This window comes from Sulfuriferula nivalis (assembly GCF_009937995.1).
Lineage (GTDB): Bacteria > Pseudomonadota > Gammaproteobacteria > Burkholderiales > Sulfuriferulaceae > Sulfuriferula > Sulfuriferula nivalis.
The window spans coordinates 2,102,446-2,125,804 of sequence record NZ_AP021881.1; the positions used below are offsets into that span (position 1 = coordinate 2,102,446).

General features: G+C 49.0%; 20 protein-coding genes and 2 pseudogenes. 18 read left to right on the forward strand and 4 right to left on the reverse strand.

All coding sequences use genetic code 11. The annotated features are described in order from the left end of the window. Positions 1 to 139 precede the first annotated feature (139 nt). On the forward strand, positions 140 to 550 hold the full coding sequence (locus tag SFSGTM_RS10400) for an RDD family protein (RefSeq protein ID WP_162085107.1): 411 nt from the start codon (positions 140 to 142) through the stop codon (positions 548 to 550). 28 nt (positions 551 to 578) lie between these two features. Here SFSGTM_RS10400 and lptG read toward each other — a convergent pair whose 3' ends face one another. After that, positions 579 to 1,652, reverse strand: coding sequence for an LPS export ABC transporter permease LptG (gene lptG, locus SFSGTM_RS10405; RefSeq protein ID WP_162085108.1), 1,074 nt, complete (start codon positions 1,650 to 1,652; stop codon positions 579 to 581). Next, positions 1,649 to 2,728 carry an LPS export ABC transporter permease LptF gene (gene lptF / locus SFSGTM_RS10410; protein WP_162085109.1) on the reverse strand — a complete coding sequence of 360 codons (1,080 nt, stop codon included), beginning with the start codon at positions 2,726 to 2,728 and terminating at the stop codon, positions 1,649 to 1,651. Before lptF ends, lptG begins: the two co-directional genes overlap by 4 nt. 66 nt (positions 2,729 to 2,794) lie before the next feature. Between lptF and SFSGTM_RS10415 the strand changes: the two genes are divergently transcribed. The 15 genes and pseudogenes from SFSGTM_RS10415 (at position 2,795) to SFSGTM_RS10480 (ending at position 19,803) form a co-directional block, all read left to right on the forward strand. Next, positions 2,795 to 4,285 carry a leucyl aminopeptidase gene (locus SFSGTM_RS10415; protein WP_162085110.1) on the forward strand — a complete coding sequence of 497 codons (1,491 nt, stop codon included), beginning with the start codon at positions 2,795 to 2,797 and terminating at the stop codon, positions 4,283 to 4,285. Further along, positions 4,282 to 4,701: a DNA polymerase III subunit chi gene (locus SFSGTM_RS10420; protein ID WP_162085111.1), complete on the forward strand. Its 420-nt coding sequence runs from the start codon at positions 4,282 to 4,284 to the stop codon at positions 4,699 to 4,701. The genes SFSGTM_RS10415 and SFSGTM_RS10420 overlap by 4 nt, the downstream gene beginning before the upstream one ends. Before the next feature lie 534 nt (positions 4,702 to 5,235). After that, positions 5,236 to 5,718, forward strand: a complete 483-nt coding sequence (locus tag SFSGTM_RS17055) for a tetratricopeptide repeat protein (protein ID WP_198420659.1) — start codon at positions 5,236 to 5,238, stop codon at positions 5,716 to 5,718. An 18-nt stretch (positions 5,719 to 5,736) separates the two neighbouring features. Further along, positions 5,737 to 6,462: pseudogene (locus SFSGTM_RS17065) on the forward strand (tetratricopeptide repeat protein); the annotation flags it as partial. A 135-nt stretch (positions 6,463 to 6,597) separates the two neighbouring features. Beyond that, positions 6,598 to 8,451, forward strand: coding sequence for an SEL1-like repeat protein (locus tag SFSGTM_RS10430; protein ID WP_162085112.1), 1,854 nt, complete (start codon positions 6,598 to 6,600; stop codon positions 8,449 to 8,451). Between the two features lie 262 nt (positions 8,452 to 8,713). Beyond that, positions 8,714 to 9,394 (forward strand): hypothetical protein, encoded by a 681-nt coding sequence (locus SFSGTM_RS10435; RefSeq protein ID WP_162085113.1) that lies wholly within the window; start codon positions 8,714 to 8,716, stop codon positions 9,392 to 9,394. A 356-nt stretch (positions 9,395 to 9,750) separates the two neighbouring features. Then, positions 9,751 to 10,203, forward strand: coding sequence for a hypothetical protein (locus SFSGTM_RS10440; protein WP_162085114.1), 453 nt, complete (start codon positions 9,751 to 9,753; stop codon positions 10,201 to 10,203). 30 nt (positions 10,204 to 10,233) lie between these two features. Next, complete coding sequence (locus SFSGTM_RS10445; RefSeq protein ID WP_162085115.1) at positions 10,234 to 12,990, forward strand: valine--tRNA ligase; 2,757 nt, start codon at positions 10,234 to 10,236, stop codon at positions 12,988 to 12,990. An 8-nt stretch (positions 12,991 to 12,998) separates the two neighbouring features. After that, the gene (gene earP / locus SFSGTM_RS10450; RefSeq protein ID WP_162085116.1) at positions 12,999 to 14,108 is read left to right on the forward strand and encodes an elongation factor P maturation arginine rhamnosyltransferase EarP; all 1,110 of its coding nucleotides are present in this window, start codon (positions 12,999 to 13,001) and stop codon (positions 14,106 to 14,108) included. Positions 14,109 to 14,309: 201 nt separating this feature from the next. Next, positions 14,310 to 14,639, forward strand: a complete 330-nt coding sequence (locus SFSGTM_RS10455) for a hypothetical protein (protein WP_162085117.1) — start codon at positions 14,310 to 14,312, stop codon at positions 14,637 to 14,639. Between the two features lie 111 nt (positions 14,640 to 14,750). Next, complete coding sequence (locus SFSGTM_RS10460; RefSeq protein ID WP_162085118.1) at positions 14,751 to 16,028, forward strand: cation:proton antiporter; 1,278 nt, start codon at positions 14,751 to 14,753, stop codon at positions 16,026 to 16,028. Between the two features lie 185 nt (positions 16,029 to 16,213). After that, positions 16,214 to 16,873: a c-type cytochrome gene (locus SFSGTM_RS10465; protein ID WP_162085119.1), complete on the forward strand. Its 660-nt coding sequence runs from the start codon at positions 16,214 to 16,216 to the stop codon at positions 16,871 to 16,873. Next, a complete protein-coding gene (locus tag SFSGTM_RS10470) occupies positions 16,870 to 17,865 on the forward strand; it encodes a c-type cytochrome (protein WP_198420545.1) in 996 nt (331 codons plus the stop codon). The genes SFSGTM_RS10465 and SFSGTM_RS10470 overlap by 4 nt, the downstream gene beginning before the upstream one ends. Beyond that, the gene (locus SFSGTM_RS10475; RefSeq protein ID WP_162085120.1) at positions 17,865 to 19,349 is read left to right on the forward strand and encodes a cbb3-type cytochrome c oxidase subunit I; all 1,485 of its coding nucleotides are present in this window, start codon (positions 17,865 to 17,867) and stop codon (positions 19,347 to 19,349) included. Before SFSGTM_RS10470 ends, SFSGTM_RS10475 begins: the two co-directional genes overlap by 1 nt. Beyond that, positions 19,342 to 19,803: a cbb3-type cytochrome c oxidase subunit II gene (locus tag SFSGTM_RS10480; RefSeq protein WP_174237411.1), complete on the forward strand. Its 462-nt coding sequence runs from the start codon at positions 19,342 to 19,344 to the stop codon at positions 19,801 to 19,803. The genes SFSGTM_RS10475 and SFSGTM_RS10480 overlap by 8 nt, the downstream gene beginning before the upstream one ends. A gap of 302 nt (positions 19,804 to 20,105) precedes the next feature. On the opposite strand, the gene SFSGTM_RS10485 is transcribed toward SFSGTM_RS10480, so the two are convergent. Beyond that, positions 20,106 to 21,221: an IS91 family transposase gene (locus tag SFSGTM_RS10485; RefSeq protein WP_162083488.1), complete on the reverse strand. Its 1,116-nt coding sequence runs from the start codon at positions 21,219 to 21,221 to the stop codon at positions 20,106 to 20,108. After that, positions 21,218 to 22,131: pseudogene (locus SFSGTM_RS10495) on the reverse strand (tyrosine-type recombinase/integrase). Before SFSGTM_RS10495 ends, SFSGTM_RS10485 begins: the two are co-directional and overlap by 4 nt. 55 nt (positions 22,132 to 22,186) lie before the next feature. Here SFSGTM_RS10495 and SFSGTM_RS10500 point away from each other — a divergent pair. Beyond that, a complete protein-coding gene (locus SFSGTM_RS10500; RefSeq protein ID WP_162085121.1) occupies positions 22,187 to 23,056 on the forward strand; it encodes a c-type cytochrome in 870 nt (289 codons plus the stop codon). Beyond that, the gene (locus SFSGTM_RS10505) at positions 23,053 to 23,232 is read left to right on the forward strand and encodes a hypothetical protein (RefSeq protein WP_162085122.1); all 180 of its coding nucleotides are present in this window, start codon (positions 23,053 to 23,055) and stop codon (positions 23,230 to 23,232) included. The genes SFSGTM_RS10500 and SFSGTM_RS10505 overlap by 4 nt, the downstream gene beginning before the upstream one ends. Positions 23,233 to 23,359: the final 127 nt, after the last annotated feature.

Below are 23,359 nucleotides of genomic sequence, written 5' to 3' on the forward strand. Positions count from 1 at the left end.
TTACATGGGCGTAACTCAGACTGAGTTGTTATGAATTGTGCCGATATTATAACGAAGGTTTCATGCATCCCCAAACCAGCATACATAGCAAGCCGGCCATTTTTCTAGGATAATACGCTTTTGCCAATTTGAACCTGCCATGACCTCTCCCCTACCTACTGCTGGCATATGGAAACGCTTTGCGACCATGATTTATGAAGCCATATTGCTACTAGCGGTTTTATTTATTGCCGATTACCTGTTTATTGCCCTGACTCATAACAAATTACCAAAAGCCTCGTTACAGATCTATCTTGTTGGCGTAATGGCTATTTATTTCGTCTGGTTCTGGATGCGCGGACAATCCCTGGCAATGAAAACCTGGCATATTTATGTAGTTAAGGTAAATGGTGACAAGTTGGATATGCAGACAGCGTTAAAGCGTTTTGCCTTTAGCTGGCTAATCGGTATCACCCAATTATGGGCATTGTTTGATCGTGACGGCCAATTTTTGCACGACAGACTGGCAGGCACACGGTTAGTCAGCAAGTCACATCTGTTGAAAGATTGACGTAGTTAACGCTACATGAGCAAGTACGTTATTGCTGTTCTACCCGCTTCAGCAAGTAAACACCCAGCACTAAAAACATTAACGTAGGCACTAACGCACTCACTAAAGGCTGCCAATCGTTAAGTAAACCCATATAGGCGAATAATCGATTAAACAGATGGTAGCCTAACCCCAACATAATACCTGCGAACACACGCAAACTCACGCCTCCGGCACGGGGGCGATGATAGGCAAACGGCAAGGCCAGCAAAATCATGATAGGTGCGGCAAAGGGATAAATCAATTTACTCCACAATGCGATTTCATAGCGCTTACTAGGCTGATGGTTCTCATGCAAATGCTGAATATATTCCCATAAGTTCACAGCAGACATCTTTTCCGGTGGTACCAGCAGCACATTCATAATGCTGGGCGTCAGCACCGATTTCCATTCGCTGCTATCTACATGCCCTACCGTGACTCCCGTTGCCGCAAATCGAGTTTCATCGATGCCATGCAACTGCCATACGTTATCATGTAAAAACGTGCCCGTAGCGGCGCGATAAATGCGCTGCAAACGAAACTTATCATCAAAAGTGTACACATTGACATCATGAAGTTCACCATCCGGTGTCACCTCACGCACATTGATAAAGTTACGGTCATCACGCACCCATAATCCAGAACGAAACGCCTGCGCCACCAGCGAATTAGTCGCTTTTAACTTCATTTGCTCAGCATAACGATCACTTGCAGGTGCAATAATTTCACCGAACACAAAAGTCAATGCAGTAAATACCAGTCCCACCATCATCAAATATACCGCAATGCGCTGCATCGACAATCCTGATACCAGCATGATGCTGAATTCAGAATTCTCCACTAAACGCGCCATAGCGACTAACGTACCTATCAATGCTGCGACGGGCAGCAACTCATACAAATGTCCAGGAATGCTTAAAGTGACATAGAGCAAGATTTGACCAAAACCATAATGGCCTTTGCCTAATGCATCCAACTCGTTAATCAAATCAAAAAATGCAAACAAAGTCATCAATGCGACAAACACAAACAGAGATGATGCCAATGCTTCCTTGGCTAAGTAGCGGACAATAAGCTTCATTTAAACAAGCCTCGCCGCAAACTCATACGCTGATAAAACATGATACTCGCCAATCCCAGCATGAATAGATGCACGCCTAACAAGCCAGCCACAAATGAAATTTTTTCCTGAGCCACCCACGCCTGAATGATACCTAACAGATTGTTATAAATAACAAATATAAGCAATGACAATATCAAACTAAACGAACGTCCAGCACGCGGATTAACAAAGCTCAGCGGTATCGCCAATATTGCCAGCACCAAAGCACTTACAGGAAAACCAAAACGCCAGACAAACTCGGCCAGGTTGGCCGGGGTAGACTGTTGCAACAATGTTGTTGCCGGTAATGAATTCGCACCCAAATCACGGTGCAAAGAAATTGTTTTCGGCTCCAACCACATCCAATAATGCCCGAACTCTGCAATTTTATAGTCTGCCAGTCCAGGCGTACCTTCATAACGCCTGCCATTTTCCAGCACCAGATAACGCTCACCATTCGGCAACCGTTTATGCACCCCCGACTGCGCAACTGTAATACCCAGCACACCATCCTGCGTGGACTGCATGAACAGATTTTTCACCCGCGCACCGTTATCTGCCAGACCTTCAACAAAATAGACTTTATCTGCCTGTTTGGACTCCACAAACAAACCTGGTGTAATCAGTGACAATTCGTCGCGGCTATCTAATATTTGTCGGAAAGTATCTTTTTTGCTCAACGCCCAGGGGATCACCGCCAGATTCAACGTACCTATCGCCAGCACCACAGGCAATGCAAAAGTCAGTATGGGTCGTAACCAGGCATTGAGCCCCAGTCCAGCACTAAACCACACCACCATTTCGCTCTCACGATAAGCACGCGACAACGCCATGATAATAGAGATAAATAACGCTAATGACAGCAACATTGGAAGAAAACTGAACACGCCAAAACCGAGGAATGTCAGCACCGCCTCGACCACCATTTCACCGCGCGCAGCATCACCTAGCAGACGAATAAATAGCGTAGTGAGCGTAATCACTAACAGCACTAAAAATACCGCGAGATAGTTAAAAATAAGTTCACGCAACAATGCGCGATGAAAAAGCTTCATGTTTATTTTGACTTTTGACGACAGACTACAAATAATGAGGGGACATTCACGGTTTAGGAGCCACACATGGAATTTAGCATAAAAAATACCCTAGCAGACAAACAACGTGCAGCATGCACAGTGATCGGCGTTTTTGAATCTGCACAATTATCCGCTAGTGGACAAATCTTGGATAGCGCCAGCTTAGGCTATTTAACAGAAATTTTGGCAACAGGTGACATGACAGGCAAAGCTGGCAGCACTTTATTGTTACACAACGTCCCGCTTATCAGCAGCAAGCGGGTGTTATTGGTAGGATTGGGAAAAGCCGCGGAATTTAATGGCAAGAATTTCCTGACAGCCACCAATGCCGCACTCTCTACCCTCAACAAACTCAACATTAGCAATGCTGCAATATATTTAACCAGCGAAACGCTGACCGACCAAAATCTCGCATGGCAACTGGAACAAACCGTTTTTGCAGCACATGCACAACAATACCAGCCAGGCAAACTCAAGAGTAAAGCGGATGACAAATCCTGCAGCTTGAAAAAAATCACACTCATTATTGATAGCAAATCCCTGAAATCTGCGGAAACCAGTGTAACCCAAGCCAGCGCCATCGCTGCGGGTATGGCATTGGCTCAAGATCTGGGCAATCTGCCTGGCAACATCTGCACGCCAAGTTATCTCGCCGACCAAGCCAAATCACTGGCCAAAACTTACCCCCTAAAATGCGAAATCCTTGATCGTAAAGACATGGAAAAACTGGGCATGGGCGCATTGCTGGCTGTGGCTCAAGGCAGTGTTCAACCACCCAAACTCATCGTCCTCCGTCACAATGGAGGCAATAAAAACGACAAGCCTATCGTCCTCGTGGGCAAAGGCATTACCTTTGATTCAGGCGGCATTTCGCTCAAACCAGGCGCTGAAATGGATGAGATGAAATATGACATGTGTGGAGCAGCCAGTGTGTTGGGTACGTTACAGGCTGCCGCCGAGCTAAAATTGCCGCTCAATGTTATCGGCGTCATCCCTGCCAGTGAAAACCTGCCCGATGGCATGGCCGTCAAGCCAGGCGATATTGTCAAATCCATGGCGGGACAAACCATAGAAATTCTCAACACCGATGCAGAAGGCCGTCTCGTACTCTGTGACGCACTGACCTATGTTGAACGTTTTGATCCAGAAGTCGTTATCGACATCGCCACCCTTACTGGCGCGTGTGTGATTGCGCTGGGTCAGCATGCAAGTGGGCTGTACAGCCGCAGTGATGAGCTTGCCGCAGAAATCACCGCCGCTGGCACCGCCTCGCAAGACCGCGCATGGCGCATGCCACTGTGGGATGATTACCAGTCACAGCTGGATAGCAATTTCGCCGACATCGCTAATATTGGTGGACGTGCAGGTGGCTCAATTACCGCGGCGTGCTTCTTATCGCGTTTTACCGGCAAATATAACTGGGCACACCTGGATATCGCCGGCACTGCATGGAAATCAGGCAAGGATAAAGGCAGCACAGGCCGCCCAGTACCTTTACTCACTCACTTCTTGCTAGGTCGCGTTACCAAAAAATGAGCCGTGTAGACTTTTACTCCAATGCGCCAGATAAACTCATGCTGGCGCGGCAGATAGCACAAAAGGCATACAAGCAGGGGCTGAAGATCCTCATCCTGAGTGAGGATGAGGAAGTCCTGAACGAACTCAATACCAGACTATGGTCGGATGTAGTTACCAGCTTCATTCCACATTGCCTGGCCAGTGAACCTCACGCCCACTGCACGCCTATCGTATTAGGCACGAATTTAGGCGAACTGCCTCATCGTGATTTATTGATTAATCTGAATGCGCACACGCCCGATTTTTTTGAGCAATTTACCCGCTTAATCGAAATTGTCAGCACCGATGATGCTGATCGCCTTGCTGCACGCCAGCGATGGTCATACTATAAACAAAACAACCACCCACTCACTAATCACGACATGAGTAAATAGCTTGATATGTAGCAGTAAGAACCTTGTAATTAAGTCACTTACCCTCTAAATCCTGTTTGTTATCACACAGACGATTCACTTTAGCCCTCTATATCGCCAGCACAAGTTAACATGCATATTAATTGTTAGTCTTACAAAATATTTGAAAAAAGATAGAGAGGTGATAAGCTAGTCCACTTAAATACAACTAAAAACCTACATTGGAGAGCCATTCTTGGCGGAAAAATTAGAGCTCGTTAACACTTTATTCTTCAGCGCAGCATGATATTAATAATTAAAGGCTATGTCACAGTTAATTGTTGAAGCAAAACGCACAATTTAATTTTTTATTAAAAATCAATAAATTACATTTTTATGGTGCCTATTTAGTATCCAATATCCATAAGGCTTGTACAGCCACCACTAATTAACTATGACATAGCCTAATTAAAGCAATGTCAATTTTAAGCTTACAACAAAACCTTTTTCTGCAGCCACGCATAATTAGCTATTAAATCTATTCCACAATTTTTTACCTTTGATACGGGTTATGAAATGAGACACAACAAATTACTATCTATCATCAGCATTGCACTGAGTTCGACACTGGTTCTGGTATCTGGGAATGCTGTGGCAATGGATGATGCACAGGCTAAGCAACTATTTACCCAAGCTTATCAGGGAGATGCGACTGCTTTACAGCAGCTGCAGCAAGATGCGATTGCGGGCAGTGCTAATACAGAATTTTGGTACGGTGTTTATTTCGAAGTAAATGAAGAATATGTTAACGCTCTAGCTTGGTTAAAAAAATCTTCTGTTCAGGGATTTGCTGCCGCACAGGGCGAGATTGGTGTGCTATACCACGACGGCCAAGGCGTACCACAGGACTACGCACAGGCTGTATCCTGGTACAAAAAAGCCGCTGACCAGGGAAATACTGACGCTCAGAACAACCTTGGCGTACTATACCAGAACGGCCAAGGCATACCACAAAACTATGCACAGGCCGCCACATGGTTCAGAAAAGCCGCGAACTAGGGGAATGCTAACGCACAAACCAACCTTGGCGTACTATACCAGAACGGCCAAGGTATACCCCAAGACTATACACAAGCTGCCGCCTGGTACAGAAAAGCCGCTGAGCAGGGGAACGCTGAGTCACAACACAACCTTGGCTTGCTATACCGAGACGGCCAAGGCGTACCGCAAGACTACGCACAAGCCGTAACTTGGACCAGAAAGTCTGCTGATCAGGGGCTTGCTGTCGCGCAAGTTAACCTTGGCTTGCTATACCGCGATGGTCACGGCGTGCCGCAGGACTATGCACAAGCCGCAGCTTGGTATAGAAAAGCCGCCGATCAGGGGGAGGTTCATGCGCAAAATAACCTTGGCATTGTGTACCTCAACGGCCGAGGTGTACCGCAGAACTATATTCAGGCCGCATCTTGGTTCAGAAAGTCTGCTGAACAGGGATTTGCTTTAGCTCAGAACAACCTTGGTGCAATGTATAGAAAGGGGCAAGGCATAATTCAGAATAATATCATTGCCTATGCCCTCTACAATCTATCCGCAAGTCAGGATCAATCACACGATAATCCAGCCCTATCTAATAGAAATGATCTTGTTTCTATAATGACTGAGGCTGAAATAGAATCAGGACAGGCATTGACCCAGAAAATGATTGCAAACGGGGTTACTGTAGCAATCGATGCGTATCTTGGTGTTCAGCAAAAGCATTCATCTACTCATCAAAATAAAAAACAAAAGTTGTTAAATAATTGAATTCTCTGCCCTGCTGTTAATTGATTATGCTTGCATGGCTGATCAAACCGTAATAACAAACTAGGCAGAAGCTCAATCAGCGACACAACAAAACTACGCCTTTTAAGAAAATTTACCATTGATACGGATTAGAAAATGAAACACAAAAAATTACTATCTCTCATCAGTATTGCACTGAGTTCAACACTGGTTCTGGCATCTGGGAATGCTGTCGCAATAGATGATGCGCAAGCCAAGCTACTTTCTATGCAAGCTGTTTTAGGTAATACAACTGCTTTACAACAGTTGCAGCAAGATGCGATAGCAGGTAATGCTAATACGGAATTTTTGTATGGAGCTTATTTCTACGTAAAAAATGACTATGACAATGCTTTAGTTTGGTACAAAAAATCAGCTGACCAGGGATATGCTGCCGCACAGGGCGAGATTGGCGCGCTATACAACAACGGCCATGGCGTACCGCAAGACTACGCACAAGCTGTCTCCTGGTACAGAAAAGCCGCTGACCAGGGGAATGCTAACGCACAACACAATCTTGGCGTGCTGTATAACAACGGCCATGGTGTACCGCAAGACTACGCACAAGCTGCCACCTGGTACAGAAAAGCCGCTGACCAGGGGAATGCTGAGGCACAACACAACCTTGGCGTGCTCTACCAAAACGGCCAAGGCGTACCTCAGGATTACGCACAAGCCGCCACCTGGTTCAGAAAAGCTGCTGATCAGTGGTATGCCCAAGCGCAGAACAGTCTTGGCGAGCTGTATGACAACGGCCAAGGCGTACACCAGGATTACTCACAGGCCACCCAGTGGTACAGAAAAGCCGCTTATCAGGGGTATGCCCAAGCACAGCTCAATCTTGGTGTGCTGTACGGCAACGGCCTAGGTGTGCCTCAAGATTACACACAGGCTGCTCAGTGGTACAGAAAAGCCGCTGATCAGGGTGTTGCTCTAGCGCAGTACAACCTTGGCGTGCTGTACGACAACGGCCAAGGCGTGCCTCAGGATTACTCACAGGCCACCCAGTGGTACAGAAAAGCCGCTTATCAGGGGTATGCCCAAGCACAGCTCAATCTTGGTGTGCTGTACGGCAACGGCCTAGGTGTGCCTCAAGATTACACACAGGCTGCTCAGTGGTACAGAAAAGCCGCTGATCAGGGTGTTGCTCTAGCGCAGTACAACCTTGGCGTGCTGTACGACAACGGCCAAGGCGTGCCTCAGGATTATGCACAGGCCACCCAGTGGTACAGAAAAGCCGCTTATCAGGGGAATTTTCTAGCGCAGTCCAACCTTGGCGTGCTGTACGCTAACGGCCATGGTGTGCCTCAGGATTATGCACAGGCCGCTCAGTGGTTCAGAAAAGGCGCTGATCAGGGGTATGCTCAAGCACAGAACAACCTTGGTGTGATGTACGACTACGGCCTGGGTGTGCCTCAGGATTACGCACAGGCTGCTCAGTGGTACAGAAAAGCCGCTGATCAGGGGGTTGCAAAGGCGCAGAACAATCTTGGCGTGATGTACGCCAATAGCCATGGTGTTTCACAAGACTATGTCATTGCTTTTGCACTTTACAATCTTTCAGCGGGCAAGGATCACTCAAGCACTAATCCTGCCACGTCAAACAGAGATGCTATTGTTTCTTTGATGTCAAAAGTGCAAATTGAAGCTGGACAAGCCTTAACTCAGCAAATGGGATTAATGAAAGCAACTGCTGCAATCGCCAAGTATGAACATAATAGCGTGGCAACCGAGCATACCAGAACAATGCCGCACGAAAAAACCCAGATAGTTCGTCAACAGGTTACAGCGTCATCAGGAGGGTGGCCAGCTAAACCAGCACATAGGCCTGGTGTAACAAGCTGTAATACGCAATGTATGAATGGTGACTGTCTACGCACTTACGACGATGGACGTCATGTTCATCTACATGTATCTCCGAGCATAGACCCATTCACAAATGAAATGAAGTTCGAGACACCACCATGCTAATGAAAACCACGGGGAAAAACCTGATTTTTAGCGTGCCAAAGACTGAGTTTACGGTGGATCATGCATTATATTGGCAATGTCAAACATAGGGTCTAAGAAGCAATCACCAGAAATGGCGGGCACAAAATTGGCGGCAAATGGTGCGTTAATACAGCCACTTCGATCTGAGTAATACTGCAAGCTGCAATATGCTGATAAGCTTTAGCATAAGAACGATTCCGAATTCTAAATCAACCACCATAACAAATGATGAGGAGCATTAATGACTAAAATACCAAAAAGCTGTATTTATACAATGCTACTGTTGGCGTTTATTAATAACGGATATGCAGATGATAAGTTAGTCGACATATCTAATGTGACAGCTAAGCAAAATCTAATCAAAGATACCACGCCTGCACCTTATTCAGTCATAGTAGAAAGAACTCGATTTACTAAAAAAGCAGCATGGTTTGATGCTTGGGAAGCCAAATGCAATTGGGTGCATCATGCTGATTTATCTAATGTATGCAGTAATGATTTAGCGCTAAATGGTAAGTCAGGCGACAAACATGTTTTTTTCGTTGAGGAAGAATTTATTGGTGATGCACAAAATCTCCATCTTGAAGGAAGCAAGCCAGAGCTAACTAGTGCACAAACGACTTCTAATGCGATAGGGACAGCAGTAACGCTTGGTATTTTATGGGCAACTCGTGGTGTTACAACGATCAATACTAATCCATATTTTCCTGAAGATGTGATCACATACGAAGATATTAAAAATGCGCCACCTAATCCGAAGAAAGCAATTTTGACAGAAGTTTATGTCACAATGCCTGCCAGCAATGTCGTTTTGGTGCACAAAAGAGAGCAGTTAACGCTGGTATATACTGATATGAGTAATGATGAATTGCGAAAGATACATTACCAAAACGCCATAAAACAAGAGTTTAGAATGAAATGATGATCGTATCTTGGTATGGCATGGCAGTAGCTCTTACATCATGTATACATGCAGCCACGTGCAAATTGCACCACAATAGACCCATCTTCTGCATTTTAAGCTGACCTGATGATGTTTACTCAAAAAATTTGCGGTCAACTGCCGTTTCTAGGTTTAGCACACCATTATCAAAATCATGCGTTGACGTTGGCCAGACTTCCATCAGAAACAGACAAATGCCCATGGTGTGCTTGCTGGCTTTTGCTCTGCACTCATTCCATTTCTGAAATTCGACTAAGGCATGACAGCCGATGATGCGGCAGACTTCGAAAATGGGTTTAAAATATGCATAACCAAAAACTTAAGAGGTCTAAAATATGGACGACCCTATCATCGATAAAATGGATGCCTTAATTGGACGCTACCAAACCAACCCGTTTGCGCCAGCAGCCAATCCACCCGAGCCATTAGTCATGCCTGAATACGACACGGTGATGAATTTCCCTGTACTAACCGACATTGTCCAATTGGGTGATGCCGTATTCAATAATGCAGCGCCGACACCACCCTCTGCATCTACCCCAGCAGTAGATATTAGCGCAGAAACCCAGTCCAGCATCGCCACCCATGTTTTGCAATCCATCAATTCACAATTGCAAACCCAAATAACCAGCCTGATTGCCCCTCAATTGCAACAAGCCATGGATGACACCATCGCCCTGCTACTGCCACAATTAACTATCAATATCGAGCATATCGTACAAGAAACCCTGATTAACGAATTCAAGCGTTACGGTATTACACTCAAGCAGCCTGACGATTCGGTATAATGTGATGTTTTACCTAACTCATAGTGCATCATGGAAATCGCTAACAGTCTCGCTAAAAGCTTTGAACCGCAACAAATAGAACAACGCTGGTATCAACACTGGGAACAATCGGGCTACTTCCGTGCCAGCATGGATAGCCAAAAACCCGCTTACTGCATCATGCTGCCACCGCCGAACGTCACCGGCACGTTGCACATGGGACACGCTTTCCAGCACACCATCATGGATGCACTCATACGCTACCATCGTATGCTGGGCGACAACACCTTATGGCAGCCAGGTACTGATCACGCAGGTATCGCCACGCAAATCGTGGTGGAACGCCAGCTTGATGCCAAGAACATCTCCCGCCATGACTTAGGCCGTGAAGCTTTCCTCGAAAAAGTATGGGAATGGAAAGCGCAGTCTGGCTCCACCATTACCGGCCAAATGCGCCGCCTCGGCACTTCCTGCGACTGGGAACGTGAACGTTTCACCATGGATGAAGGTTTATCCACCGCCGTCTCCGAAGTATTCGTCAAACTCTATAACGAAGGCTTAATTTATCGTGGCAAACGTCTGGTCAACTGGGATCCCGTACTGGGCACCGCCGTATCCGACCTCGAAGTTGTTTCCACCGAAGAAGACGGCTTCATGTGGCATATTCTTTATGCCATAGAAGGTGAAGATGGCTTTGTTGAAGTCGCCACCACCCGTCCTGAAACACTATTTGGCGACGTGGCTGTAGCGGTTCATCCTGAAGACGAACGTTACAAACACCTCATCGGTCGTCATGTGCGCCTGCCTATCGCTGAGCGCAGCATCCCGGTAATTGCCGATGATTACGTTGATCCTGCTTTCGGTACTGGCGTAGTAAAAATCACACCTGCACATGACTTCAACGACTACGCTGTTGGTGCGCGTCACCATCTGGCACCTATCAGCGTGTTAACGCTGGATGCGAAAATGAACGATCTGTGCCCAACCGAATACCAGGGACTGGATCGCTACGTTGCCCGTAAAAAATTGCTGGCTGAGTTAACTGAAAAAAATCAACTCGCCCACGCCAAACCACACAAATTGATGGTGCCACGCGGTGATCGCACCAACACTGTCATCGAACCTATGCTCACCGACCAATGGTTTGTGGACATGGCCGAAATGGGCAAACAGGGCCTAGAAGTAGTTAAATCTGGTGAACTGCAATTTGTCCCGGAAAACTGGACTTCCACCTACAACCAGTGGCTGGAAAACATCCAGGACTGGTGTATCTCACGCCAGCTCTGGTGGGGACACCGTATCCCGGCCTGGTATGACGAAGACGGCAATATCTACGTCGCCCATACCGAGGCTGAAGCGCAGCAACAGGCTGGCGAAAAAACCATACGCCGCGATGAAGACGTACTCGACACCTGGTTCTCGTCCGCGCTGTGGCCATTCTCCACGCTGGGCTGGCCTGAGCAAACACCTGAGCTGGATGCATTCCTGCCAGGTGCTGTGCTGGTTACCGGCTTTGACATCATCTTCTTCTGGGTAGCGCGTATGGTGATGATGACCAAGCACTTCACTGGCAAGATTCCTTTCCGCCAGGTCTATGTCACAGGTCTGGTACGTGATGCACACGGTAACAAAATGTCGAAATCCAAAGGGAATGTTATTGACCCATTGGATTTAATCGATGGCATTAGTCTCGATGACCTCGTCGCCAAACGCACCACCGGCATGATGAATCCTAAACAGGCTGCCAGCATCGCCAAACAAACACGTGCCGACTACCCTAATGGCTTTGCCGCATTTGGTACCGACGCTATTCGCTTCACCTTTGCCAGTCTCGCTACCCATGGTCGCGACATCAAGTTCGATTTGCAACGTGCTGATGGTTACCGCAATTTCTGCAATAAATTGTGGAACGCGACACGCTTCGTGATGATGAATTGCGATGGCAAAGATGTCGGGCTGGATGACAGCCTGGCGCTCGAATACAGCTTTGCCGACCAATGGATTATCAGCCGTCTGCAACAAGCCGAACTCAGCGTTGCGCAAGCATTTACCGATTACCGTTTTGATATGGCTTCGCGTGCCGTGTACGAATTTGTTTGGGATGAATACTGCGACTGGTATCTGGAACTTGCCAAAGTCCAACTCAGCACAGGCAACGAAGCCGCTACCCGCGCCACTCGCCGCACCCTGGTGCGTGTACTGGAAGCCGCGCTACGACTTGCACACCCGATTATTCCATTCATTACTGAAGAGCTCTGGCAAACCGTTGCGCCACTGGCAGGTGGCACTGGCGACAGCATTATGAACCAGGCCTACCCTATTGCCGACACGAGCAAAATCGACGAACAGGCAATTAACCAAATCAGCTTGCTCAAAGACATTATCAATGCAACGCGTGGTCTGCGTGGCGAGATGAACTTGTCACCTGCACTCAAAGTACCATTGGCGATGAGTGGCAATGCCGTGATGCTCACCAGCTTCGCACCTTATGTCGCTGCGCTGGCCAAACTCAGTGAGGTTAAGATTCATACCGAACTACCCGATGGCGATGCACCAGTAGCTATCGTCGGTGACAGCAAACTCATGTTACTTATCGAAATTGATAAGGAAGCTGAAACCGCACGACTGTCTAAAGAAATCGACCGTTTACAAGGCGAAATCAACAAATGCGATGCCAAGCTCAGCAACGCCAGCTTTGTTGATCGTGCGCCAGCGGCAGTGGTTGACCAGGAAAAACAGCGCTTAAATGATTTCAAGGCAACCCTGGAGCAAGTTCGAGATCAGTTGCAACGTCTAGTGGCTAAATAAACAGGCTTATGCCGCGCTGGGATATATTTTGCCGGGTCATCGACAACTACGGTGATATCGCTGTCACCTGGCGACTGGCGCGGCAATTAGTTACAGAACATCATGTCAGCGTGCGTTTGTGGGTAGATGATTTACGCCCACTCGCCGCACTTTGTCCCGACGCACACCCTCAAGCAGCAAGCCAAATACTCAGTGGTGTAGAAGTACGGTTGTGGACAGCCGATTTTCCAGCCGTGGATATTGCTGATGTCGTCATCGAAGCCTTTGCCTGCGACATACCAGACAGCCACATGAACGCCATGGCAGCCAGTCCCATCAAGTCGCTCTGGCTTAATCTCGAATATCTCAGCGCCGAAGACTGGGTCGCAGGCTGCCATAACCTGCCCTCGCCTCATCCACGCTTACCACTGGTCAAACATTTTTTCTTTCCCGGCTTCACCGCGCAAACAGGTGGGCTAATAAAAGAATACGACCTCATCAGTCGTCGCGATGCATTTCAAAGCGACCCTAAGCTTCAAGCCGAATTTTGGGCTCAACTCAACATCACACCCGTCAGCGATGTGCTTACCATTTCCTTGTTTGGCTATGAAAACCCGGTTCTGCCCTCACTGTTAACACAATGGGAAAACAGTGCCACACCTGTCACCGTTTTACTACCGGATAGCAAAATCACCCCACTGGTCAGTAATTTCTTCACTAACAACCCAACCTGGCAACGCGGCAATTTAACAGTACATCGACTCCCTTTTCTCGATCAGGACAGCTACGACAAACTGCTCTGGCTCTGCGACATCAACTTTGTCCGGGGTGAAGACTCTTTCGTACGCGCCATCTGGGCAGGAAAACCGTTTGTCTGGCACATTTACCCCCAAGCTGACAACGCCCATCATGACAAACTCAATGCCTTTCTGGCTCACTTCCTGAGTAATGTAGAAAGTAATGTATCCACTAATTTCATCACATTCTGGCACAGCTGGAATCAAGTAAACTCGACCGAGTTGAACTGGCATACGTGGTTAACAACACTACCCGCAATACAGCAGCAACAGCTAACGTGGACTAACCAATTAATCATGCAACAAGACCTGATGCGCAATCTGATAACCGCAACAAACTGAGCAAACAACATGCCGCAATAGGCGCCAATATTGCACTATGTGCGTCAACGCACAGTATCCATAAGTACATCTGTTTATTATCCACTTTTAAGATGTGACCATGAACAGCAGTATCACGTCAGATCGTATTTTTAATTCCACTCGATTTAAATGTGCACTGAAATGAACCTCAATTTAACCAATGCAATGCAAAGGATAATCATGCAGATACTTAATCAGGATGTTCAAATAAACGAGGTCTTGGCTCAGCCCATATCGCTTCCGGAAGATCCGCAAAAAGAACGTATCGTGCTGTGGAAAGTATTCCGTAGCAAAGATGCGGCATTGGAATATGCTCATCACATACTGCTGGAACCGACTCAACGTATTGTTGGCGGTTATTGGACAGACTCGGCGGGTGGTTTTTTCTGGCTAGGTGTGGAAGTTGAAGATCTGGAAAAATGGGGTAACACTCAAGCGATACAGTTGACTGATCCATTCGACAGCAATGACCCTGTAGGTCAAGGACGTGGACCAGGCAGCGACGAATAGCAAGATCGGAACACAGTAGCCCAACTTACCAGAACACATTGAATTATCGTATACGCTGCCAGACCAGCCTATAATAGCAATATGAAAATTATAGTTGCGTATGGATGACAAATGACTAACGCCCATTGGTTCCTGCTCGTAGGTGGACTGTTGCTTACCATGGGCTTGACCTCTTCGATACTTAAGCGATTGCCAATCACCTCCGCCATGATTTATCTGGCGGTCGGTATTCTGGTCGGTCCGTCTGTGCTCGGTATATTTCATTTCAACCCACTCAAGGAATCAGCGCTGCTGGAAGTGCTGACTGAAGTGGCGGTATTGATTTCCCTGTTTTCAGCTGGTGTGAAAATGCCAGTACCATTCAGCTTTGTCCGCTGGCGCACACCTATATTGCTCGCTACAGCGTCAATGACCATCACGGTCGCATTGATCGCAGCATTCGCCTATTACGTGCTCGACTTGCCATTAGGGGCAGGCGTCCTGCTAGGTGCAATACTTGCTCCTACCGACCCGGTGCTGGCAACCGATGTGCAAATTCGCCACCCTGGTGACCACGACCAGCTGCGCTTCACACTGACCTGCGAAGCTGGCATGAACGATGGCAGTGCCTTCCCCTTTGTCATGTTGGGCTTGGGATTGCTCGGTTTGCATGACATTGGTGATTATGGTGTGCATTGGATATTGATCGATGTGTTATGGGCCACCGTAGCGGCGATTACCATCGGCATAGTTTCAGGCGTCACATTAGCTTATGCAGGACATAAATTGCGCGGTAAAACCACCGACAACCATCTAATATATGACTTCCTCGGACTCGGTCTGATAGGTGTCGTCTATGGTTTATGTGTACAGATCGGCGCCTGGGGATTTTTGGCCGTATTCTTCTCCGCAGTCGCATTACGTCAGACTGAACTCCGCTTTGCCAGCACCAATGAATCGTTCAGCAATCTCGATATAGAAGTAAACAGCACCACTTATGATCTACCACCGACAGTCAGTGAAGGGTCATTAGTATTTAAAGAACATCTGGAAAGATTGTCAGAAGTCGTGCTCGTGCTATTAATAGGCGGCACGCTATTTCAAAGCTCATGGAGTTTTCGTGCAGTCGGCCTTGCACTGTTTGTCTTCATAGTAGCGCGCCCAGTCAGTGTTTACATCGGCTTGCTTGCAACGCGCACTTCTGGGCGAATACGCGGCATGGCAGGCTGGTTTGGCGTACGCGGCATAGGCTCACTTTATTACCTGATGTACGCCATACAAAACGGACTCCCCGAAGATCTTTCGCTGGAACTGGTCAAACTGACACTGATAGTTATCACTTTATCTATCATCGTTCACGGTTTTAGCGTCAAACCACTGATGGGTCGTTTTCAACGTCACCGCAAATAGCTATGCAGGTGCAATATCACCACAGAAACTCAGAACACAGCCACCCTTAGCTGCCATCAGTAATTAAAACTAACGTGCGCTACCGCACAAACTTACCCGCTTAATCCTCGTAGAGTTCATCAGGACGACGTAATCCGCCATACACGTACGGATGCTTTTTTTGATGCTTGATATGAAGGATACCGATGAGCCCAAATCTGACGCTTATTTCACTCATTAGCCTTGCACTAACAGGCATGATTAACCCTGCGCTAGCCGACGACGCTACTATTGCGCTGCATGGTAATGATCGAGGCACACCAGCGTGCATGAGTTGCCACGGCGCTCACGGTGAAGGCATGCCCGCAAATGGATTCCCCCGACTCGCAGGGCAGAACGCCGACTATCTGCAGGCCCAGCTCGTTGCATTAACAAATGGTCAGCGCTTCAATGCGATGATGACACCTATCGCCAAAACGCTGAATGCTGACGAACGCGCCACAGTGGCCCGCTATTACGCCGGATTGGGTAGCCCGGCAGGTATAAACGCAGCTGTACCAGAAACAAATTCCGTAGGAGCACGTCTTGCCATACAGGGTCGATGGCCGCAGGGTTTGCCGGCATGCATACAATGTCATGGCGCTATGGGCGTGGGTGTCGGCAGCACCTTTCCTGCGCTGGCAGGACAGTCATCGATCTATATCGAGAATCAACTGCGTGCCTGGCAGCAAGGCACACGCGCACCTGGGCCTTTAGGGCTGATGAAAGTTATCGCCTCCAAATTGTCTGCAACCGATATCCATGACGTAGCGACATATTTTTCAGCGCTGCCCACAAGCACAGTTTCCACGAGGAATCAGCCATGAAAGTACAATTAGCCATAACATGGACTGTCGGCATTCTTGTCACTGCAGGTGTCATCATCGTAGCAGCACAAGCCGGGCAACCTGGCCCGGTAACGCAAACCGAAAAACCAGTTGCCGCATCCACTATTGCATTGCCTGCGGCGACTGACGTCAAACCCGCAACTAAATTCCAGCCGCCATCTGATCTGGATATGCCCAAGGATGAATTCGGTAAAACAGTACAATTGGGCAAGAATATTTTCGAACATACCTCAAGCTATGCAAGCAAATATACGGGTCCTACCAACCTCCGCTGTGCCAGTTGCCATCTGGATGCGGGTCGTCTCGCCGACTCGGCACCCTTGTGGGCTGCCTATGTAAGTTACCCAGCTTACCGTAGCAAAAACAAACACGTAAATACCTATTCCGAACGTATGCAGGGCTGCTTTAAATTCAGTATGAACGGCAAGGCGCCGCCGCTTGGTGACCCAGTGCTGATCGCACTGGAAAGCTATTCCTATTGGCTGGCAACCGGTGCAACCATAGATCCAAAAATAGCTGGCAGGGGTTATCCAAAAGTGCCCAAGCCCCCATTGGCTATGGATTATGCACGCGGACAGCTGGTATTTGAACAAAACTGTGCAGTATGTCACGGTGCGGATGGTGCGGGCCAGGCGGATGCTAACGGACAACCCAATTTCCCAGCTTTATGGGGCTCGAAATCATTTAACTGGGGCGCTGGCATGGGCAGCATAAAGAATGCCGTGGGCTTCATCAAAGCCAATATGCCGCTGGGTTTGGGCGGTACATTGAGCGATCAACAAGCATGGGATGTGGCAATTTTCATGGACAGCCATGAACGTCCGCAAGACCCGCGCTTCCAGGGGGATATAGCAGCGACGCGAGCAAAATATCACGACTCATCTGACAGCATGTATGGAACCGTAGTAAATGGTCAACTGCTGGGTAAAGGTACTACATCAGCGAACAATCCGACTCCCGGCATGAAATGATGGCTGAGGTTATCGAGAAAAATAAGGCCGGACACGAGGGCGGCACAGCACTCAGCTTTATCACAGGCGCGCCGGTTGCATCTGTCGAAACTAATCTTATGCGTGCCCATGCTTACGCTGCACTGTTCTGTTTGATAATCGCAGCCTTGTTTGGCACGGCGATCGCCATCAAACTAGTGCAACCAGAATTCCTCAGTGGTCATGTAGAAACCACCTGGGGGTCCATGCGTGCCAATCATACTCAAGGTATCCTTTTTGGCTGGCTCGGCAATGCCTTTATCGCGTTCCTGTATTTTGCGGTTCCGCGACTAGCCGGGCGTCCAGTCATGAGTCGAGCACTCGGCTGGCTGCTGTTCGCATTATGGAATGCAGGTGTGGTGTTGCTGGGCTGGACGCTGGTTACCATCAATCTACCTGACACGTTCTGGGCGATCAAGCCGCTGGAATGGACCGAGTTTCCACTGGCAGTCAATCTGGTGACTGAGCTGTGTCTGGGGCTGATGGCATGGCAGTTTATCCCGCCGCTGGCTCGGAAACCCAATGATGATGGCATGTACGTATCATCTTGGTACATCATCGGCGGACTGACATTCACACTGTTCGCCTTCCCAGTAGGCAGTCTGGTGCCACAACTGGTGCCAGGTGCAATTGGCGCAGCGTTTAGCGGGTTATGGATACATGACTCCATCGGACTATTTGTCACGCCTTTTGCGCTCGCCATCGCGTTTTATGTAATTCCGGTACGGACTAAACTACCTATCTACAGCCACTTTTTATCGATGTTAGGTTTCTGGCTACTGTTCTTCGTTTATCCGCTTAACGGCATCCACCATTACGTTTACTCATCCATACCTATGGATACTCAGCGTGCAGCAATTGCTGCTTCTATCATCATGGGATTTGACGTGATACTGGTCGTCTTCAATCTGCTCATGTCGTTGCGCAGACAGGGGGCGTTGGTCAGTCGTGATATACCGCTGCGTTTTGTATGGACTGGCGTTGTAATGTATTTGGTGGTCAGCCTGCAAGGCTCGCTCCAGGCCATCATGCCTATGCAGCGTTACATACACTTCACTGACTGGGTAATCGGCCACTCGCACTTGGCAATGCTGGGTTTCGCTACTTTTGTCACATTGGGTGGCATCGCCCACATATGGGAACGCAGTTTGGGTAGCCGTTATCACCGCGGTTATATGAATCTCGCTTACTGGCTGATTTTGTCAGGCTTGATGATAATGCTGGTCGATCTGACAGTGGCAGGCCTGGTACAGGGACAATTATGGAACAGCGGTGCACCATGGATGGATTCAGTACGTATCTCCCACGGATACTGGCTGGTACGCGCCGCATCTGCTGCGCCTATCCTTGCTGGTTTTGCCTTATTCATTGCTGGCATGTTTACTGGGATCAGCAATCGCAATACCAGTGGCAGTCAGCCCTTACCAAACACGGGCGCGCAACTACCGCAAACTAATCATGGATGAAATTATCACAACCCAGCCCAGCCCGCAGCACTGGTTTGGCATGGTATATCTACTGATATTTGGTGCTGGCATCGGTTTCTTCCTGCTCTCATTTATTGCGCTGGGGGTATTGCCGGGATTACGTTTAGCCAAGACGATTGCTTCCCATACCCAGACAGATATGCCGGATTACACCGCCGCCGAACTGCGCGGCCGGCAGGTTTACGCAAGCCTGGGCTGCGCGCTGTGCCACACACAACAGGTACGTTTCATACTGCCTGACGTGCTGCGCTGGGGCGCGCCCACCGAAGCATGGGAAACACGCTACGACTTTCCGCAACTGTGGGGTACACGTCGCATCGGTCCCGACCTTGCCCGTGAAACTGGCGTACGCAGTGATGACTGGCAACTCACCCACCTGTACCACCCCCAATCAATAGTGCCAGATTCAGTGATGCCCTCCTATAACGAATAAGGTTAGATTGTGATCGCGAAGCGAGCCACAATCTGAACCGTTTGTTGGACAAGCCCGGCATGGCTGGGGCGGGTGTTGCTTGAGCGCTTATGGAAATATCTTTTTGACTATGCTGGCATAACTGGACGCGTTACGCATCCCACCCGCCATTTCACGACCTTCACGTTGCCATTGCAGCAACTTATTCTATTCAACTCACCGTTTTTAGTCGGCTTTTCGGGCATGTTAACCCAATTTCAGCCTTCTTCAGGGCGAGCACGGCCATACCTGCCTAGTCTGGCAGGTGGGCGGTGTGGGCTGGTTTAGCGCATGGTCTCCCACCCTGTGTCATCTGCTCTGTGTTCCCGTTTTATAGATGGGGCTGATGTGGCTAGCGGTATCGCTTTGATACGTGTGCGCACTATCTTCATCACCCCACCGCAACATTGGCAACGTATCGCTGGTCTGGGTTGCGCTGGCGGCGGATTGTTCCGTCGCCATAGGTGGGTCAGCTGTAGCTGGGTGAGTAGTTTGCTATTGGGATGCAGGTAGCCAAAGTTGCGGGCGCGGCGGTAGCCTTTGGGCAGAATGTGTTGCAGTATCAGTCGCAGGAAGGCTACACCACTCAAGGTACGGGTTTCCATTTGTTTGGTTTGGCTGTTCCGGTAACGGAAGGTGACCTGACCATGCCGGTCGGAGAGGATGTCTTTCTCCTGTATCACCCCCCGATACAGATAGCGCCCAAGGTAGATCAGAGCGTGCTGTCCAGTGCCGACGGCTTTGCAATCCACCACCCAATCGGTCGGGTAATCGTTTGGCAGGGTGAGTCCTGCTTGTCTGATGCCTGCCAGTAATTTGGCACGAAATACTTTGGCCAGGGCTTTGTGGTTAAACAGGTAGTTGCCGTGTTTATGACGCATGCGTCGCTGTTTGGGGTTAAAGGCGACAGCGGGCATGACGAGATGCACATGGGGGTGATAGTCCAGTCGGCGGTTATGGGTATGCAGTACAGTCACCGCCCCTGCGCTGCCGCGCAGCTTGTTGTCGTTTTGGCTGAAGGTGTTGACTGTTTCCCACGCGCAGCGTGTGATCAAGTCATACATGACGCGCTGATGTTGCCAGGCCAGTGTGCGCAACTGGGCGGGCACGGTGAAGGTGAGCATGAAGTAGTTGGCGGGGATGGATTTGTGTAATTGCTGGTCTATCCAGCGCTGTGATTCGTGCGCCTGGCAATGCGGGCAATGCCGATGACCGCAGGAATGTGGCAGGTAGCTGGGTGTTTGACAATCATCACAGGCAAGTTGCATCCTCGGGCTCATCTGGCTACGGCAGGTTTGAAAGGCGGTTAAGGCAGCTTGCTGGCTGGGCAATAGGTGATGACCGTGTTGTGCAAGCAGTTTAGCTGCGTAGGTTGCTACGATGTGCGCCAGTCTGATCATTTGACTTTGCCCCAATGAATGTGGAATTTCTCCATTAATTGATTAAGGCGAGTGTGTGCGCTCTGATGGCGTTGTTCGGTGAGGTGGGTGTAGCGGATGGTGGTGAGGATGGACTGGTGTCCGAGTATCTGCTGAATTTCGAGTAAATCGATGCCAGCTTCTATCAGGTGGGTGGCATAGCTGTGGCGCAGGCTGTGTGGTGTAATTCTTTTTTTAAGCCACAGTCACGGGTCACTTGACCCAAGGTGGTCTGGATACCACCACGATCCAGCGGGGTGCGTGCCAAGTGCGATTTGGCAAGACCGCCGTGTCGATTAGGAAAGAGCAAGCTTGGGTTGCGATGGGTGAGCCAGAAACGGCGCAATACCTGCAAGGTGTTCTCTGATAACGGCACCAATCGATCACGGTTGCCTTTGGCGTTGCGTACTTGCACCCGCATCCGATCCGCATCGATATCCCCTACCTGCAAGCGTAAGCCTTCGCCTAATCGTAAGCCCAGGCTGTAGAGGGTGAAGAAGAATACGCGGTAGCTCAATACGCGGGTGGCCATGAAGATTTGTTGTGCCTGGGCGACGGTAATGATGTCGGGCAGGCTATATGACTTGGGTGGTTTAACCAGATCCGCACCTGGCCAGGGTTGGCTGAGTACATGGGCATAATAGAACTTCAGTCCATACAGATCATGTTTGAGCGTACTCCATGAATGGGTATCCAGGATGCGAACAAAATAGTCGGTTAATTGTGGCTTGGTGAGCGCGTCTATCTGGTCATTAAAATACACCGCTGCGCGCCGTACGCCGTGTGAATACAAGGCGATGGTTTTAGGCTGCATGCCTCTGAGCTTGAGGCAATTCAGCAGTCGCTGGTGATTGTGCTCGAAGTGCGCGGGGATGGGTGTGGGGGCTGTCAATGTCGTCTCCTCGTGGTACAGTAATCAAAATTCCATTGCTGGGGGAGACGAAATTATGCTGCGTAATTTGATGGTTCGGGAATATTTCTCCGCGATAGCGGCTTCGTTCAACTGGCTATTCAAAGGTGGTCCTGATCGTCCGGGCGCCTCGGCTTCCGACCTGCTGGCTTATTTGCACACACTGGGACGCGCACGTCAGGCAGGTGCAGGCAAGCGCATAGGACCCCGCGTTGATAGCGGGCTGGATCCAGATATGTTGATGGAAATAAATAGTTTATGTACAGCTCCATTTATCAACCCTAATCAGGCACAACTGAGTGGGACTGTACCGAGTTTGGCGCATAGCACCGTTACCCGCGACCAGTTGTTTGCACGTGGCAGCACGCTGTTCACGCAAAACTGTGCAGGATGTCACGGTGCCAATGGTGATGGCAACGGACTTGCTGCATCAGGCCTGTCACCCAGACCTGCCAATTTACAGGTGCATCATTTTTCAACGCAGGGTGTAGCGGAGGCATTATGGAATGGCGTACCCGGCTCGGCAATGCCCGCCTGGCGTGACTTACCCGTCTCTGACCTGGCAAGTCTGACCATTTACGTGCAGTCATTGCACAGTGCTCCCGTCGAAACCATCACCACCACAGCTTCGTTACTTGCGCGTGGTGCTGGAATTTATGCAAACAATTGTATGATTTGTCACGGTGCCCAAGGTCGTGGCAACGGCTCAGTCAGTATAGGGCTCTTGCCCCGACCCGCAGACTTTACAGCTATGCAACCCGATACGGCGCGTGCCATACAAGTGCTGAACACAGGCATACCAGGCACAGGTATGCAACCTTGGCCCAGCCTTAGCGCTTTGGATAAACAAGCGGTAAGTACATTTATACGTACCCTGTACAAATTACCAGAGGCACAACAACCATGATAGCCGTGATTATTAGCGCGATCATTTTCATGGTGATGGCACTCGTTACCATTTGGCTGTTTTCACCCAAATTCCGCTCTTGGGCCGAGCAACCCAAATACACCATGCTCAAACGCAATGACATGTTCGAGCGCGCTAGCTATGACGAATTAAATAGCACTGGCAAACCTCGCTAAAACAACCATACCACTACTGATCTAGGAATGTAATATCGTGTTGATATTGCAAGCGGAGATTAATAGCACGAGGTACCGATTGTCTGCCAATATACATTCTAGGGCGGGTCAGGTTGCTGGGGTCTAA